Annotated in this window: 14 protein-coding genes and 1 pseudogene; 4 read left to right on the forward strand and 11 right to left on the reverse strand. The window is 71.4% G+C overall.

All coding sequences use genetic code 11. From position 1 onward, the window contains the following. Positions 1-102: 102 nt before the first annotated feature. From ligA to ACZ470_RS16210, 5 genes and pseudogenes are all read right to left on the reverse strand, one after another. The gene (ligA, locus tag ACZ470_RS16190) at positions 103-2,298 is read right to left on the reverse strand and encodes an NAD-dependent DNA ligase LigA (RefSeq protein WP_468427658.1); all 2,196 of its coding nucleotides are present in this window, start codon (positions 2,296-2,298) and stop codon (positions 103-105) included. A 14-nt stretch (positions 2,299-2,312) separates the two neighbouring features. Further along, complete coding sequence (locus tag ACZ470_RS16195; RefSeq protein WP_468428134.1) at positions 2,313-3,269, reverse strand: methionine synthase; 957 nt, start codon at positions 3,267-3,269, stop codon at positions 2,313-2,315. 174 nt (positions 3,270-3,443) lie between these two features. After that, a complete protein-coding gene (locus ACZ470_RS16200) occupies positions 3,444-4,142 on the reverse strand; it encodes an SDR family oxidoreductase (protein ID WP_468427660.1) in 699 nt (232 codons plus the stop codon). Positions 4,143-4,160: 18 nt separating this feature from the next. Continuing rightward, positions 4,161-4,700 carry an LOG family protein gene (locus ACZ470_RS16205; protein ID WP_468427662.1) on the reverse strand — a complete coding sequence of 180 codons (540 nt, stop codon included), beginning with the start codon at positions 4,698-4,700 and terminating at the stop codon, positions 4,161-4,163. Continuing rightward, positions 4,697-5,500, reverse strand: a pseudogene (locus ACZ470_RS16210) (class I SAM-dependent methyltransferase). The gene ACZ470_RS16205 and the pseudogene ACZ470_RS16210 overlap by 4 nt, the downstream one beginning before the upstream one ends. Before the next feature lie 80 nt (positions 5,501-5,580). Between ACZ470_RS16210 and ACZ470_RS16215 the strand changes: the two are divergent. Beyond that, the gene (locus tag ACZ470_RS16215) at positions 5,581-5,904 is read left to right on the forward strand and encodes a DUF427 domain-containing protein (protein ID WP_468427664.1); all 324 of its coding nucleotides are present in this window, start codon (positions 5,581-5,583) and stop codon (positions 5,902-5,904) included. 80 nt (positions 5,905-5,984) lie between these two features. Continuing rightward, complete coding sequence (locus tag ACZ470_RS16220; protein WP_468427666.1) at positions 5,985-6,764, forward strand: alpha/beta fold hydrolase; 780 nt, start codon at positions 5,985-5,987, stop codon at positions 6,762-6,764. A gap of 31 nt (positions 6,765-6,795) precedes the next feature. Here ACZ470_RS16220 and mnmA read toward each other — a convergent pair whose 3' ends face one another. Next, positions 6,796-7,926, reverse strand: a complete 1,131-nt coding sequence (gene mnmA / locus ACZ470_RS16225; RefSeq protein WP_468427667.1) for a tRNA 2-thiouridine(34) synthase MnmA — start codon at positions 7,924-7,926, stop codon at positions 6,796-6,798. Between the two features lie 60 nt (positions 7,927-7,986). Between mnmA and ACZ470_RS16230 the strand changes: the two genes are divergently transcribed. Further along, positions 7,987-8,706, forward strand: coding sequence for an N-acetylmuramoyl-L-alanine amidase (locus ACZ470_RS16230; RefSeq protein ID WP_468427668.1), 720 nt, complete (start codon positions 7,987-7,989; stop codon positions 8,704-8,706). Here the strand turns inward: ACZ470_RS16230 and ACZ470_RS16235 are convergent. The 3 genes from ACZ470_RS16235 to ACZ470_RS16245 all read right to left on the reverse strand — a co-directional run bounded on the left by ACZ470_RS16235 (position 8,699) and on the right by ACZ470_RS16245 (position 10,513). Next, positions 8,699-9,868, reverse strand: a complete 1,170-nt coding sequence (locus ACZ470_RS16235) for a cysteine desulfurase family protein (protein ID WP_468427670.1) — start codon at positions 9,866-9,868, stop codon at positions 8,699-8,701. The two genes, ACZ470_RS16230 and ACZ470_RS16235, sit on opposite strands and share 8 nt — an antisense overlap. Positions 9,869-9,937: 69 nt before the next feature. Further along, positions 9,938-10,204 (reverse strand): DUF4190 domain-containing protein, encoded by a 267-nt coding sequence (locus tag ACZ470_RS16240; protein WP_468427672.1) that lies wholly within the window; start codon positions 10,202-10,204, stop codon positions 9,938-9,940. Positions 10,205-10,345: 141 nt separating this feature from the next. Beyond that, positions 10,346-10,513, reverse strand: coding sequence for a hypothetical protein (locus ACZ470_RS16245; RefSeq protein ID WP_468427674.1), 168 nt, complete (start codon positions 10,511-10,513; stop codon positions 10,346-10,348). Between the two features lie 113 nt (positions 10,514-10,626). Here ACZ470_RS16245 and ACZ470_RS16250 point away from each other — a divergent pair, with 113 nt between their 5' ends. Then, the gene (locus tag ACZ470_RS16250) at positions 10,627-11,262 is read left to right on the forward strand and encodes a TetR family transcriptional regulator (RefSeq protein ID WP_468427676.1); all 636 of its coding nucleotides are present in this window, start codon (positions 10,627-10,629) and stop codon (positions 11,260-11,262) included. A gap of 147 nt (positions 11,263-11,409) precedes the next feature. Here the strand turns inward: ACZ470_RS16250 and ACZ470_RS16255 are convergent, their stop codons facing one another. Beyond that, positions 11,410-12,270: a thioesterase family protein gene (locus tag ACZ470_RS16255; RefSeq protein WP_468427678.1), complete on the reverse strand. Its 861-nt coding sequence runs from the start codon at positions 12,268-12,270 to the stop codon at positions 11,410-11,412. A 48-nt stretch (positions 12,271-12,318) separates the two neighbouring features. After that, the gene (locus tag ACZ470_RS16260) at positions 12,319-12,975 is read right to left on the reverse strand and encodes a trimeric intracellular cation channel family protein (RefSeq protein WP_468427680.1); all 657 of its coding nucleotides are present in this window, start codon (positions 12,973-12,975) and stop codon (positions 12,319-12,321) included. Between the last annotated feature and the right edge of the window lie 74 nt (positions 12,976-13,049).

Genomic DNA, 13,049 nt, shown 5'->3' on the forward strand with positions numbered 1-13,049 from the left:
GCCGCAGAGGGCGTGTACGGGCACCGGTCGCCGACGGTTGCCCGAATGCGCCCCAGCCACCCGTATGCATCTGGTATGCGCCGATCGGGTGGCCTTCAACCGCTACTCCTCGGCCGAAAGGGCGACATCGGCCGCGGCCTCGGGACCTTGCTCGAGAAGGACGTTGAAACCGTCCTCGTTCAGAACCGGCACCTTCAGCTGCATCGCCTTGTCATATTTTGACCCGGGATTGTCGCCCACAACGACGAACGACGTCTTCTTGGACACGGATCCGGTCACCTTCGCGCCCTGGCTCTGGAGGGCCTCCTTCGCGCCATCCCGGGTGAAGTGCTCCAGGGTTCCGGTCACGACGACAGTGAGCCCTTCCAGCGGACGGGGTCCCTCGTCCTCGCCGGACCCCTCCTCCTCCATACGGACTCCGGCCGCCTTCCACTTCCGGATGATCTCGCGGTGCCAGTCCTCGGCGAACCACTGCTTGAGCGAGGCGGCGATGATGCCGCCCACACCCTCGGTGTTGGCGAGCTCCTCCTCGGTGGCCTGCTCGATCCGGTCGATGGAGCGGAACTCACGGGCCAGCGCCTCCGCCGCGACCGGGCCGACATGACGGATCGACAGGCTGGTGAGCACCCGGGCCAGCGGACGCTCCTTGGCCGCGGCGATGTTCTCCAGCATGGCGACGGCGTTCTTCTTCGGATTGCCCTCCTGGTTGGCGAAGACGGTGGCGATCTTCTCCTCGCCGGTCTTCGGGTCCCGCTTGGGCAGGCCGCTGTCCTGGTCGAGGACGTACGCCTTGATCGGCAGCAGCTGCTCGACGGTGAGGTCGAAGAGGTCGCCCTCGTCCCTCAGCGGCGGCTCCTCGGGCTCCAGCGGCCTGGTCAGCGCCGCCGCGGCGACATACCCGAAGTGCTCGATGTCCAGCGCCTTGCGCCCGGCGAGGTAGAACAGCCGCTCCCGCAACTGTGCGGGGCACGTACGGGCGTTGGGACACCGCAGGTCGACGTCGCCCTCCTTCATCGCCTTGAGCGGCGTACCGCACTCGGGGCACTCGGCGGGCATCACGAACTCGCGCTCGCTGCCGTCCCGCAGGTCGGCGACCGGGCCGAGGATCTCCGGGATCACGTCACCGGCCTTGCGCAGCACCACCGTGTCACCGATGAGGACGCCCTTGGCCTTGACCACGTCCTGGTTGTGCAGCGTGGCGAACTCGACCTCGGAGCCGGCCACCGTCACCGGCTCGACCTGCGCGTACGGCGTGACCCTGCCCGTACGGCCCACGCCCACCCGGATGTTGACCAGCTTGGTGTTGACCTCCTCGGGCGCGTACTTGTACGCGATGGCCCAGCGCGGGGCGCGCGAGGTGCTGCCGAGGCGGCCCTGGAGGGGGATCTCGTCGAGCTTGACGACGACACCGTCGATCTCGTGCTCCACGGAGTGGCGGTTCTCGCCGTAGTACGCGATGAACTCCCGTACACCGGCGAGGTCGTCGACGACCTTGTTGTGGGGTGAGGTGGGCAGGCCCCAGGTCTTCAGCAGGTCGTAGCCCTGGGAGAGGCGGGTCATGCCCCGGTAGCCCTCCAGGACACCGATGCCGTGGACCACCATGTGCAGCGGGCGGGTGGCGGTGACCCGGGGGTCCTTCTGGCGCAGCGAACCGGCCGCCGCGTTGCGCGGGTTGGCGAAGGGCTTGTCGCCGGCCCCGACCAGGCGGGCGTTGAGCTCCTGGAACTTCTCCATCGGGAAGTAGACCTCGCCCCGGATCTCCACGAGGTCCGGCACCTCGTCGCCCTTGAGCCGGTCCGGGATCTCGGCGATGGTGCGGACGTTGGGCGTGATGTCCTCGCCGGTGCGGCCGTCGCCCCGGGTCGCCGCGCGGACCAGCCGCCCGCGCTCGTAGGTGAGGTTGACGGCGAGGCCGTCGACCTTGAGCTCGCACAGGAAGTGGTACTTCTGCGTGCCCAGTTCCCGGTGGATGCGGTCCGCCCAGGCGGCCAGGTCGTCGTCGTTGAAGGTGTTGTCGAGGGAGAGCATGCGCGAGCGGTGCTCGACGGAGGTGAACTCCGTCTCGTAGGACCCGGCGACCTTCTGGGTCGGCGAGTCCGGGGTGCGCAGCTCGGGATGGTCCTGCTCCAGCGCCTCCAGTTCGCGCAGCAGCCGGTCGAAGTCGGCGTCGCTGATGACGGGGGCGTCGTTCACGTAGTACCGGAAGCGGTGCTCCTCGATCTGCTCAGCGAGCCTGGCGTGCTTCTCCCGTGCCTCGGCGGGCACGCTCGTCGTCTCCGCTTGCTTGTCGCCGGCCACCGTGTGTCCTCCCGTTACTCTGGGTTGTCCGCGAGGGATCTCGCCGCCCGGACGCAATGGGCGAGGGCCCTCCGCGCGTACTCCGGGGAGGCCCCCGCGAGCCCGCACGCCGGGGTGATCGTGACCGCCTCCGGGAGGAGTCCCGGCCGCAGCCCCAGCCTGCGCCAGAGCGTCCTGACACTCCTGACGCTACCGCCAGGGTCCGACAACGGGCCGTCCGTGCCGGGGACGACGCCGGCGAGCAGCCGGGTGCCGCTCTCCACCGCCTCACCGATCGCCTCGTCGTCACGCTCGGTGAGGAGGGAGAAGTCGAAGGAGATCCCCGCCACGCCCGCCCGGCGCAGCAGCGCGAACGGCACGTCCGGCGCACACGAGTGGACCACGACGGGTCCGCCGTCGTGAACCCCGACGACGTCCCGCAGCGTGGCCTCGACGATCTGCCGGTCCACCGCGCGGTGGGTGCGGTAGCCGCTGGCGGTCCGCACCTGCCCGCGCAGTACGGCGGTGAGGGAGGGTTCGTCGAGCTGGAGGACGAGCTGTGCGCCGGGGACGCGCCGCCGGACCTCCGCGAGGTGGAGGCGCAGGCCCTCGGCGAGAGAGGCGGCGAGGTCGCGGCAGGCGCCGGGGTCGGACAGGGCGGCCTCGCCGTTGCGCAGCTCCAGGGCGGCGGCGAGCGTCCACGGGCCGACCGCCTGGACCTTCAGCAGGCCCTGGTGGTCCTGGGTGAACTCCTCCAGCGCGTCGAGGTCCTCGCCCAGCCAGGAGCGGGCGCGTTTGGTGTCGCGGCCGGGGTGGTCGCCGAGTCGCCAGCCGCTGGGCTCTACGCGGGCGTAGAGCTCTACGAGCATGCCGGCGGTGCGGCCGATCATGTCCGCGCCGGGGCCGCGGGCGGGGAGCTCGGGGAGGTGGGGGAAGTCCTCGAAGCTGCCGGTGATCGTTTTGGCGGCTTCTCGGGCGTCCCCGCCCGGCATGGAGCCCACGCCGGTGGCGGGTCCGAGGCTGAACTGGCTGTTTTCGCTCACCCGTAGAGCGTACGGAGGTTTTCGCCCCCGCCGCCCCTTCCCGTCCCGTCCCCGGGGGCGCTGCCCCCGGACCCCCGCTCCTCAAACGCCGGAGGGGCTGGCTTTAGCCAGACGGGCTGAGTCTTACCGCCCCGGGCGGACCGTCAGGTCGTTGATTTCCGCGTCTCTCGGGAGGTCCAGGGCCATGACGATCGTCGTGGCGATCGACTCGGGGTCGATCCACTTGCCGGCGTCGTACTCCTTGCCCTCCTGCCGGTGCACCTTGGCCTGCATGGGGCTGGCCGTGCGGCCGGGGTAGACCGTGGTGACGCGGACGCCGTTGCCGTGCTCCTCGTGGCGCAGGGAGTCGGCGAGAGCCTTCAGGCCGTGCTTGGACGCGGCGTAGGCGGACCAGTCGGCGTGGGCGTTCAGCCCGGCCCCGGAGTTGACGAAGATCACATGACCCCGGTTGGCCCGCAGCTGGGGCAGGAAGTGCCGGGTCAGCTCGGCGGGGGCGATCAGATTGACGTTGAGCTGGTGCCGCCAGGTCTTCGGGGTCAGCTCTCCCACCGGGCCGAGATCGACCACGCCGGCGATGTGGAGGAGGGAGTCCACCCGCTCCGGGAGCGACTGGTGGGAGAAGGCCCAGGAGAGCCGGTCCGGGTCCCCCAGGTCGCCGACGAGGGTGCGGGAGCCGGGGTACTCGGCCGCGAGTTCCTTCGCCCGGCCCGCGTCGCGCGCGTGCAGCACGAGTTCGTCGCCGCGCGCGTGCAGGCGGCGGGCGACGGCCGCGCCGATGCCGGAGCCGGCTCCGGTGATCACATGTGTAGCCATGCCCGCCATGCTCGCATCATCGCGCGGTCACTTCGCTCCGAGGCTCTCCTCCAGGTACGCGAGCGCACCCACGGGCTCCTCCGCGAAGAACACCAGGTCGGTGAGGGGGCGGGGCAGGAAGCCCTCGTCCTCCATGCGGCGGAACTGCTCCTTGAGGCCGTCGTAGAACCCCGCGGTGTTGAGCAGGACCACCGGCTTGTCGGTGTGCCCGTGCTTCTTCAGCTCCAGGATCTCGGTCGCCTCGTCGAGGGTGCCGGTGCCGCCCACCATGATGACGACGGCGTCCGCCTTCTCCAGCAGCAGCCGCTTGCGCTCCGCGAGGTCCTTGGCGATCACCATCTCGTCGACGCCGTTCCGTGCCTTCGCCGCCAGGAACTCCACCGAGACGCCGAGGAGGCGACCGCCCGCCTCCTCCACGCCGTCCGCGACGACCTTCATCAGACCGACGTCCGAGCCGCCCCACACGAGCGTGTGGCCGCCCTTGCCGAGCAGCCGCGCGAAGTCCCGCGCGGGGCCCGTGTAGCGTTCGTCGAGGTCGGCGGCGGAGAGAAAGACACAAATGTTCACGCGCCCACAGTACGGGCCCGGTCCGACATCGCGGTCAGCCGCATCTTCGACTGCCGGTGCGGCAGCTCCTCCCAGTCGTCCATGAACCGCGCCTCGAAGCCGTACCGGGCGGCCAGGTCGACGAGCGTCTCCGTCCGGTAGTAGAAATCCTCGTGCAGCACCTGGTGCTCCTCGCCCTCCGTCCGGTCGAAGGTGAAGTCGAAGAACCCGCCGGGCGCGAGCAACCTGCCGACGTGCGCGAAGCACTCCTCGACGACATGCCGGGGCGAGTGCGAGAAGACGCTGTGCGCGTGGACGACGTCGAAGTGCCCGTCGGGCAGGAAGGCGAGGGTCAGGTCGTTCGCCAGGGCGAGGTAGGGCATCTTGGCCTGGAGTCCGTCGCGTACGAGGGTGTCCTGGGCGGCGAGCAGGATGTGCGGGGAGATGTCGATGCCGTATTAGTGGCCGGGTTCCAGGTGGTCGATGAACAGGCGTCCCGCGCGGAGGTTGCCGCAGCCGATCTCCAGCATCCGGTGCTCGGGCCGGAGTCCGTGTCCCAGGAGGTAGTCGAACTGCATGCGGCCGATGCGCGCCCACTGCTCGCGCGAGGGGTTGTGGCCGACCGCCGCCTCGGCGCTGCGGGCCGCGTCGGAGGCCATCACCGCGCGGTAGTACGCGATGTGGTCGCGGTGCTTCAGTCGCAGCCAGGTGTCGCGGAGCGCGCGCCGCGCGTGGGCGGGGACGCGCCGCGGGTGGCGCAGGGCATAGCCGGCCCGGTGGGCGAGGGTGCTGCGGTTCCTTGCGATGTCCTTGGCTCCCATGGGTCCTCCGGGTCCTCGGGAAGAAGTCCGCTTCAGCGTGCGCTGTATCCGCTGTAGCGGCTACCCGAGGAGGGGCGATCGTGACCACAGGCCACCGCATCACCATCGAGCCCAGTGACCGGCACGTGCGCGTGGTGCACGGCGGCCGGGTGCTGGCGGAGAGCGACGAGGCGCTGGTGCTGCGCGAAACGGGCTGCCCCGCGCGGTACTACATCCCGCCCCAGGACGTACGTCTGGACCTGCTGACGCCCTCCGGGACGCACACGTACTGCCCGTTCAAGGGCACCGCCTCCTACTGGTCGCTGCCGGACGCGGCGGACCTGGTCTGGGCGTATCCGGAGCCGAAGCCGGACGTCGCGCGGATCAAGGACCATCTCTGCTTCTACGAGGTGGAAGTCGGCTGAGGGCGTGGAAGGGTTGTGATCGGCGGACGCGCCGCCCGCCTCACCGACGAATGCCGCGCATTGCGGCAGTCTGGTGAGACATGGACAAGAACATCACTTCGCGCGACGGCACCTCCCTGGCGTACGAGAGCGCCGGGCGGGGTGCCACGATCGTTCTCGTCAGCGGCGCGATGTCGACGGGCGCCACGGTGGCGCCGCTGGCCGCGCCCCTCTCGGAGCGGTTCCGGGTGGTCGTGTACGACCGGCGGGGCCGGGGCCGGAGCGGGGACACGGCGCCGTACGCGGTGGAGCGCGAGGTCGAGGACCTGGGGGCGCTGATCGAGGCGGTGGGCGGCGGGGCCGCGCTGTACGGCGTCTCCTCGGGCGGCGCGCTGGCGCTCAGGGCGGCGGCGAGCGGGCTGCCGGTGCGCCATGTCGCCGTGTACGAGACGCCGTACGCGATGTCCGAGGACGATCTCGGGGAGCGGGCGCGGTACACCGAGCAGCTGACGGCGGCGCTCGCGGAGGGGCGGCGCGGGGACGCGGTGGAGCTCTTCCTGCGGCTGACCGGGCTGGGCGAGGACGTCATCCAGGGCGCGCGGCAGTCACCGATGTGGGCCGGGATGGAGTCGATGGCGCCGAGCCTGGCGTACGACGACGCCGTGATGGGTGACGGAAGTGTGCCGCGCGAGCTGCTGTCGTCGATCCGGGTGCCGGTGCTGTCGGTCGCGGGCGACGCGAGCCCGGCGTGGATGCGTGAGGCCGCGCGGGCGATCGCCGAGTCGGTCCCCCGGGGCACGTACCGCACCCTGGAGGGCCAGACCCACATGGTCGAACCGGACGTCCTGGCCCCGGTCCTGGCGGAGTTCTTCGCGCGGTGAGCGCCCTGCTGGGCGCCCGGGCGTGGCGGCGTCAGGCCACGTCGGCCGTCGCCCGCACCGTCGACGCGATCGTGGCCGAGCCGACCACGCGGGTGCCGTCGTACAGGACGATCGCCTGGCCGGGTGCGACGCCGCGGACGGGCTCGGTGAAGCGGACGCGCAGCTCGCCGTCGACGACTTCCGCCGTCACCTCGGTCTCGCCGCCGTGGGCGCGCAGCTGGGCCGTGTAGCTGCCGGGGCCCTCGGGGGCGGCGCCGCACCAGCGGGGCTTGATCGCGGACAGGGCGGTGACGTCGAGGGCCGCCGCGGGGCCGACGGTGACGGTGTTGTCCACCGGGGAGATGTCGAGGACGTAGCGGGGCTTGCCGTCGGGGGCGGGGGTGCCGATCCGCAGGCCCTTGCGCTGGCCGATGGTGAAGCCGTACGCGCCCTCGTGGGTGCCGATCGTGGTGCCGGACTCGTCGACGATGTCGCCCTCGGCCTTACCGAGGCGGTTTGCGAGGAAGCCCTGGGTGTCGCCGTCGGCGATGAAGCAGATGTCGTGCGAGTCGGGCTTCTTGGCGACGGCCAGTCCGCGCCGCTCGGCCTCCGCGCGGATCTCCTCCTTGGTGGTGACGGTGTCACCGAGGGGGAACATCGCGTGGGCGAGCTGGCGGTCGTCGAGCACGCCGAGGACGTAGCTCTGGTCCTTGGCCATGTCGGAGGCGCGGTGCAGTTCGCGGGTGCCGTCCTCGCGGAGGATCACCTTGGCGTAGTGGCCGGTGCAGACCGCGTCGAAGCCGAGCGCGAGCGCCTTGTCCAGCAGCGCGGCGAACTTGATCTTCTCGTTGCAGCGCAGGCAGGGGTTGGGGGTGCGGCCCGCCTGGTATTCGGCGACGAAGTCCTCGACGACGTCCTCGCGGAAGCGGTCGGCGAGGTCCCACACGTAGAAGGGGATGCCGATGACGTCGGCGGCGCGGCGGGCGTCGCGCGAGTCCTCGATGGTGCAGCAGCCCCGCGCGCCGGTACGGAACGACTGCGGGTTCGCGGAGAGCGCGAGATGGACGCCGGTCACTTCGTGCCCCGCTTCGGCCGCGCGGGCGGCGGCGACGGCGGAGTCGACTCCGCCGGACATGGCGGCCAGGACGCGGAGGGGGCGGGGGCGCTGCGAGGTCTCAGTCATAACCCTTCCAGGGTACGGGGGCCCGGGAACCACGGCCGCCGAGTATGCGTTCACGATCACATGGGGGCACAGAAGGCATCCGAGGACGGGGACCGGCGCATCGGGCGGCGGGCCCTGATCGTGGGCGGGGTCGCGGCGGCAGCGGGCACGGCGGTGCTGGCACGGGACGAGCTGGCGCGCCTGTGGTGGCGGATGCCGGGCGTGGAGAAGCCGCGCGAACAGGGCGTGGTCGACTATGCGGGCGCCCGCTGGGTGGCGGCCTCGGACGCCAACTGGCGCCGCGCCGACCGGCCGGACGACTTCGGCGTCGACATGGTGATCGTCCATGTCACCCAGGGCAGCTTCGACAGCGCGGTGCGGGCGTTCCAGGACCCGGGGCACAAGGCCGCGGCGCACTACATCGTCGGTCAGGACGGCCGCGTCACGCAGATGATCCGCGAGCTGGACGTGGCGTACCACGCGGGCAACCGCGACTACAACGAGCGCAGTGTCGGCATCGAGCACGAGGGCTTCGTGGACCGCCCCGAGGACTTCACGGACGAGATGTACGAGGCGTCGGCCCGTCTCACGGCCCGTATATGCGCCCGCTACGACATACCGGTCGACCGCGAGCACATCCTCGGCCATGTCGAGGTTCCGGGCACGGACCACACCGACCCGGGCCCCCACTGGGACTGGGACCGCTATCTGAAACTGGTCCGCCGGGCCCGCACGGCATCGACCGAAGCCGAGCCCTCCGGGTCCCCGTCGGCCACGGCGGGCCAGGCATCCTCTAGGTGAGTCCTGCCGCTCGGGCCCGTTCCACAGCTGGTCCGATGGCCTTGGCGAGGGCTTCCACGTCGGCTTCCGTGGAGGTGTGCCCGAGGGAGAAGCGGAGGGTGCCGCGGGCCAGGTCCGGATCGGTGCCGGTGGCCAGGAGGACGTGGCTGGGCTGGGCGACGCCGGCGGTGCAGGCGGAGCCGGTGGAGCACTCGATGCCCTGGGCGTCCAGGAGGAGCAGCAGCGAGTCGCCCTCGCAGCCGGGGAACGTGAAGTGCGCATTGGCCGGAAGACGTCCCCCGGGCGCGGGATCGCCGCCCAGGATGGCGTCGGGGACGGCCTCGCGGACCGCGGCGACCAGCTCGTCGCGGAGCCTGCCGATCTCGCGGGCGAACCACTCCTGCTGCTCGGCGGCGAGCCGTCCGGCGACGGCGAAGGAGGCGATGGCGGGGACGTCGAGCGTGCCGGAGCGGACGTGGCGTTCCTGCCCGCCGCCGTGGAGCACGGGCACGGGGGTGTGCTCGCGGCCGAGCACCAGCGCGCCGATGCCGTAGGGGCCGCCGATCTTGTGACCGGACACGGTCATCGCGGCGAGCCCCGAGGCGGCGAAGTCCACCGGGATCTGACCGAAGGCCTGGACCGCGTCGGAGTGCAGCGGCACGCCGAACTCGGCGGCGGTCTCGGCGAGTTCCCGGACCGGCAGGATCGTCCCGATCTCGTTGTTCGCCCACATGACGGTGGCGAGCGCCACGTCGTCGGGGTTGCGGGCGATGGCCTCGCGCAGGGTGTCCGGGTGGACGCGGCCGTGGGAGTCGACCGGTAGGTACTCGACGGTGGCACCCTCGTGCTCGCCGAGCCAGTGCACGGCGTCGAGGACGGCGTGGTGCTCGACGGGGCTGGCGAGGACCCGGGTGCGGGCCGGGTCCGCGTCGTGGCGGGACCAGTACAGGCCCTTCACGGCGAGATTGTCGGCCTCGGTTCCGCCGGAGGTGAGGACGATCTCGCTGGGGCGGGCACCGAGGGCCTCGGCAAGGGTTTCGCGGGCCTCCTCGACGGTGCGCCGGGCGCGGCGTCCGGCCGCGTGGAGGGAGGAGGCGTTGCCGGTGACGCCCAGGTGCGCGGTGAGTGCCTCGACTGCCTCGGGAAGCATCGGGGTGGTCGCGGCGTGGTCGAGGTAAGCCATGGTGGGGCCGATTCTACGGGGCCCGGTGCACCGGCCACGGATCACGGTTGGCCGGGATGCGACGCCTGCTCAGAAGCTCCACGAGATCGTGTTGTCCGCCTGCATGAACGCGGCGAGGACGACGAGGTCGGCGACGCCCAGCCCGAGTCCGAGGAGGGCGCGGCCACGCCGGGTCGTGCCCCGCCACAGCGCCACGGCGGCCAGCACGATGGCTGCCGGACCGAGGAAGACGTTGAGGACGAGCAGGCCGAGCAGGCCGAGGACGAAGGACGCGACGGCCATGCCGTCGGCGTCGTGCAGACCGGTACGGCGGCCGGCCGGCGCGGTGAGGTGCATGGGATCGGCTCCTGCGTTCGGAGTGACGGGCGAGATCTGGAGATAGCCCGTCCGGCGTTTGAGGACGAGGCCCGAAGGGCCGAAGGGGGTCCGGGGCGCAGCCCCGGGGACGGGACGGGAAGGGGCGGCGGGGGCGAAAACCTACTGCGCCGAGCCGCGCCGGCGCCGGCCGTGGCGCTCGCGTACGGCGAAGACGCCGAGCCATACGGCGATGACGGCACCGGCGACGACGGAGAAGGAGAGCGGGGCGTGGGCGACGGCGCCCAGGACGACCCCCAGCAGCAGAAGTGCGGCGACGAGGAACAGCATGAGTGGAGCCCCCAGGTTCGGTGAACGATTGTAGTTACAGTTGTTCACTGACTGCCCAGTCTAGCGTGACTCATGACTTTCCAATTACGGAGAACAGTTGTTAACTGCATGGCATGAGTCACACCCTCGGCGTCCGGCAGGCCCAGAAGCAGAAGACCCGGCGGGCCCTGCTCGACGCGGCGCTGGGGCTGCTCGAGGAGCAGAGCCTGAGCAGCCTGGGCCTGCGTGAGGTCACCCGTGCCGCGGGGGTCGCTCCGACCGCCTTCTACCGGCACTTCCGTTCCATCGAGGACCTGGGGGTGACGCTGGTCGAGGAGGCTCTGGGCGGTCTGCACCCGATGATCCGGACGATCGTGTCCACGACCGGGGACGGCGAGGAACGCATCGCGCGCGCCGTCGAGTTGATCGCCGGTCATGTCGACACGCATCCCGCGCACGTCCGCTTCATCGCCCGTGAGCGGCACGGCGGGGTGCAGTCGGTCCGGGAGGCGATACACGAGCAGCTGGCGCTGTTCACCGCGGAGGTCGGGGAGGCGCTGGCGAAGGACGCGGTGAGCGCGGGGTGGAGCGAGGAGGATCTGCTGATGCTGGCTCAGCTGTATGTCGACCAGATGCTGGTCACTGCCTCCTTGTTCCTGGAGGCGGCGGGGGATGAGCCGGGGGCTCGGGAGCGGGTGTTCCGGATGGCGAGCCGGCGGATGCGGTTGATCGGCATCGGGCGGGCGCACTGGTTGGACGGGGTGGGGTAGGGGCGACGTAGGGCTTTCGCCCCCGCCGCCCCTTCCCTCCCCCACTCTCGGCTTCGCTCGAGCGGGGGGACCCCCATCGTCCCCGGGGGCTGCGCCCCCGGACCCCCCTTTCGGCCCTTCGGGCCTCGTCCTCAAACGCCGGACGGGCTATGACAGGCGGGCCCGCGCCAGCTGGCGGGACTGGGCCACCAGGCGGTCTGCGCTGTCCCAGACCTCGGCGTCCTCCTCCAGGAAGCCGCCGGCGAGGTTGCGGGTGGTGATCGAGACGCGCAGGGGGCCCGGGGCGGGGCGGCAACGGACGTGGACGGTCAGCTCCACCGTGGGGACCCAGCCCGACAGGCCCAGCTCGAATGCGGTCGGAGGCAGGGCGTCCACCGCGAGGAGCAGCGCGAACGGGTCGGGGTCCCGGCCGTCGGCGAGACCGAACCAGGCCCGCATCTCCCCCTTGCCGGAGGGCTGTCCGACCGCCCACCCCAGGGTCGACGGGTCCAGCTTGAGCATCAGGCGCTCGGTGATGGCGGAGCTGCCCTCGACGGGCGCGGGACCGTCCTCGGCGCCGAAGCACTGCTCCATCGGCGGTATCGCGGGCGGCTTCGCGGTCGTACGGACGTCGTCGGGGAGGGAGTCCAGATCGCCGTAGGAGGCGAGGACCCGGATGCGCTCCACCTCGTTGCCCCGCTCGTCGAGCTGGAACAGGGAGGCCTGACCGGTCGACAGGGTCCGTCCGGTGCGCACGGTCTCGGTGCGGACGACCGCCGGGCCGGGCTGCGAGGCGGTCAGATAGTGCGCGGAGATGGTGAACGGGTCGGAGTGCGGCAGGGCGTCCGCGAGCGCACGGCCCAGGACGGCCAGCAGATAGCCGCCGTTGACGGCGTTGATGATCGTCCAGCCGGCGGAGAGGTCGATGTCGTAGACGCCGGGCGCACGCGGGGTGAGGGCGGTGTCCCGGTCGAACTCGCTGGCGCCGATCGTGGCCCGGGTGGCCTGGGCGGGGGCTGCTTCTGACATGGCTGAACAGTACAAGAAGATAATACTAAGCGGTAGCTTTGTTGAGTCCTACTCCTCCCGGACCGTCGAACGGCGGTGCCAGGCGCGCGGCGCCCGCCAGTGGTAGCGCATCGCGAGCAGCCGCAGGACGAAGGCGGTGACCACGGCGACGCTGCTCGTCCCCGCGTTCAGCACGTCGAAGCGGATGCACAGCGCGGTGAGCGCGGCGCCGACGATGGCCGGGACGGCGTACAGGTCGCGGTCCCAGCGCAGCAGCGAGGGCACCTCGTTGGCGAGCACGTCGCGCAGCACACCGCCGCCGACCGCCGTGGCCAGGCCCAGACAGGCGGAGGCGGTCAGGCCGAGCCCGTAGTCGTACGCCTTGGTCGTGCCGACGACGCAGAAGAGGCCGAGGCCGGCCGCGTCGAAGACGTTGACGCCGGTCTGGATGCGTTCCACGTGCGGGTGGAGGAAGAACACCAGCGTCGTGGCGAGGAGGGGGGTGACGAAGTACCCCAGGTCCGTGAAGGCCGCGGGCGGTACGGCGCCGATGACCAGGTCGCGGAAGAGCCCGCCACCGAGGGCCGTGACCTCGGCGAGCACGGCGATGCCGAAGACGTCGAAGTTCTTGCGGACGGCCAGCAGGGCGCCGGAGATCGCGAAGACGAAGATGCCGATCAGGTCGAGCGTGTGCAGGACGGACGGACTGAACAGTTGCTGGAGCACCCTTACATTCTCACCCAGCAAGAACCCCCCGCCTTGCAAACCAAGGCGGGGGGTTGTGTGAACTTGCCGTCCAT

This window comes from Streptomyces sp. NPDC031111, assembly GCF_055570675.1.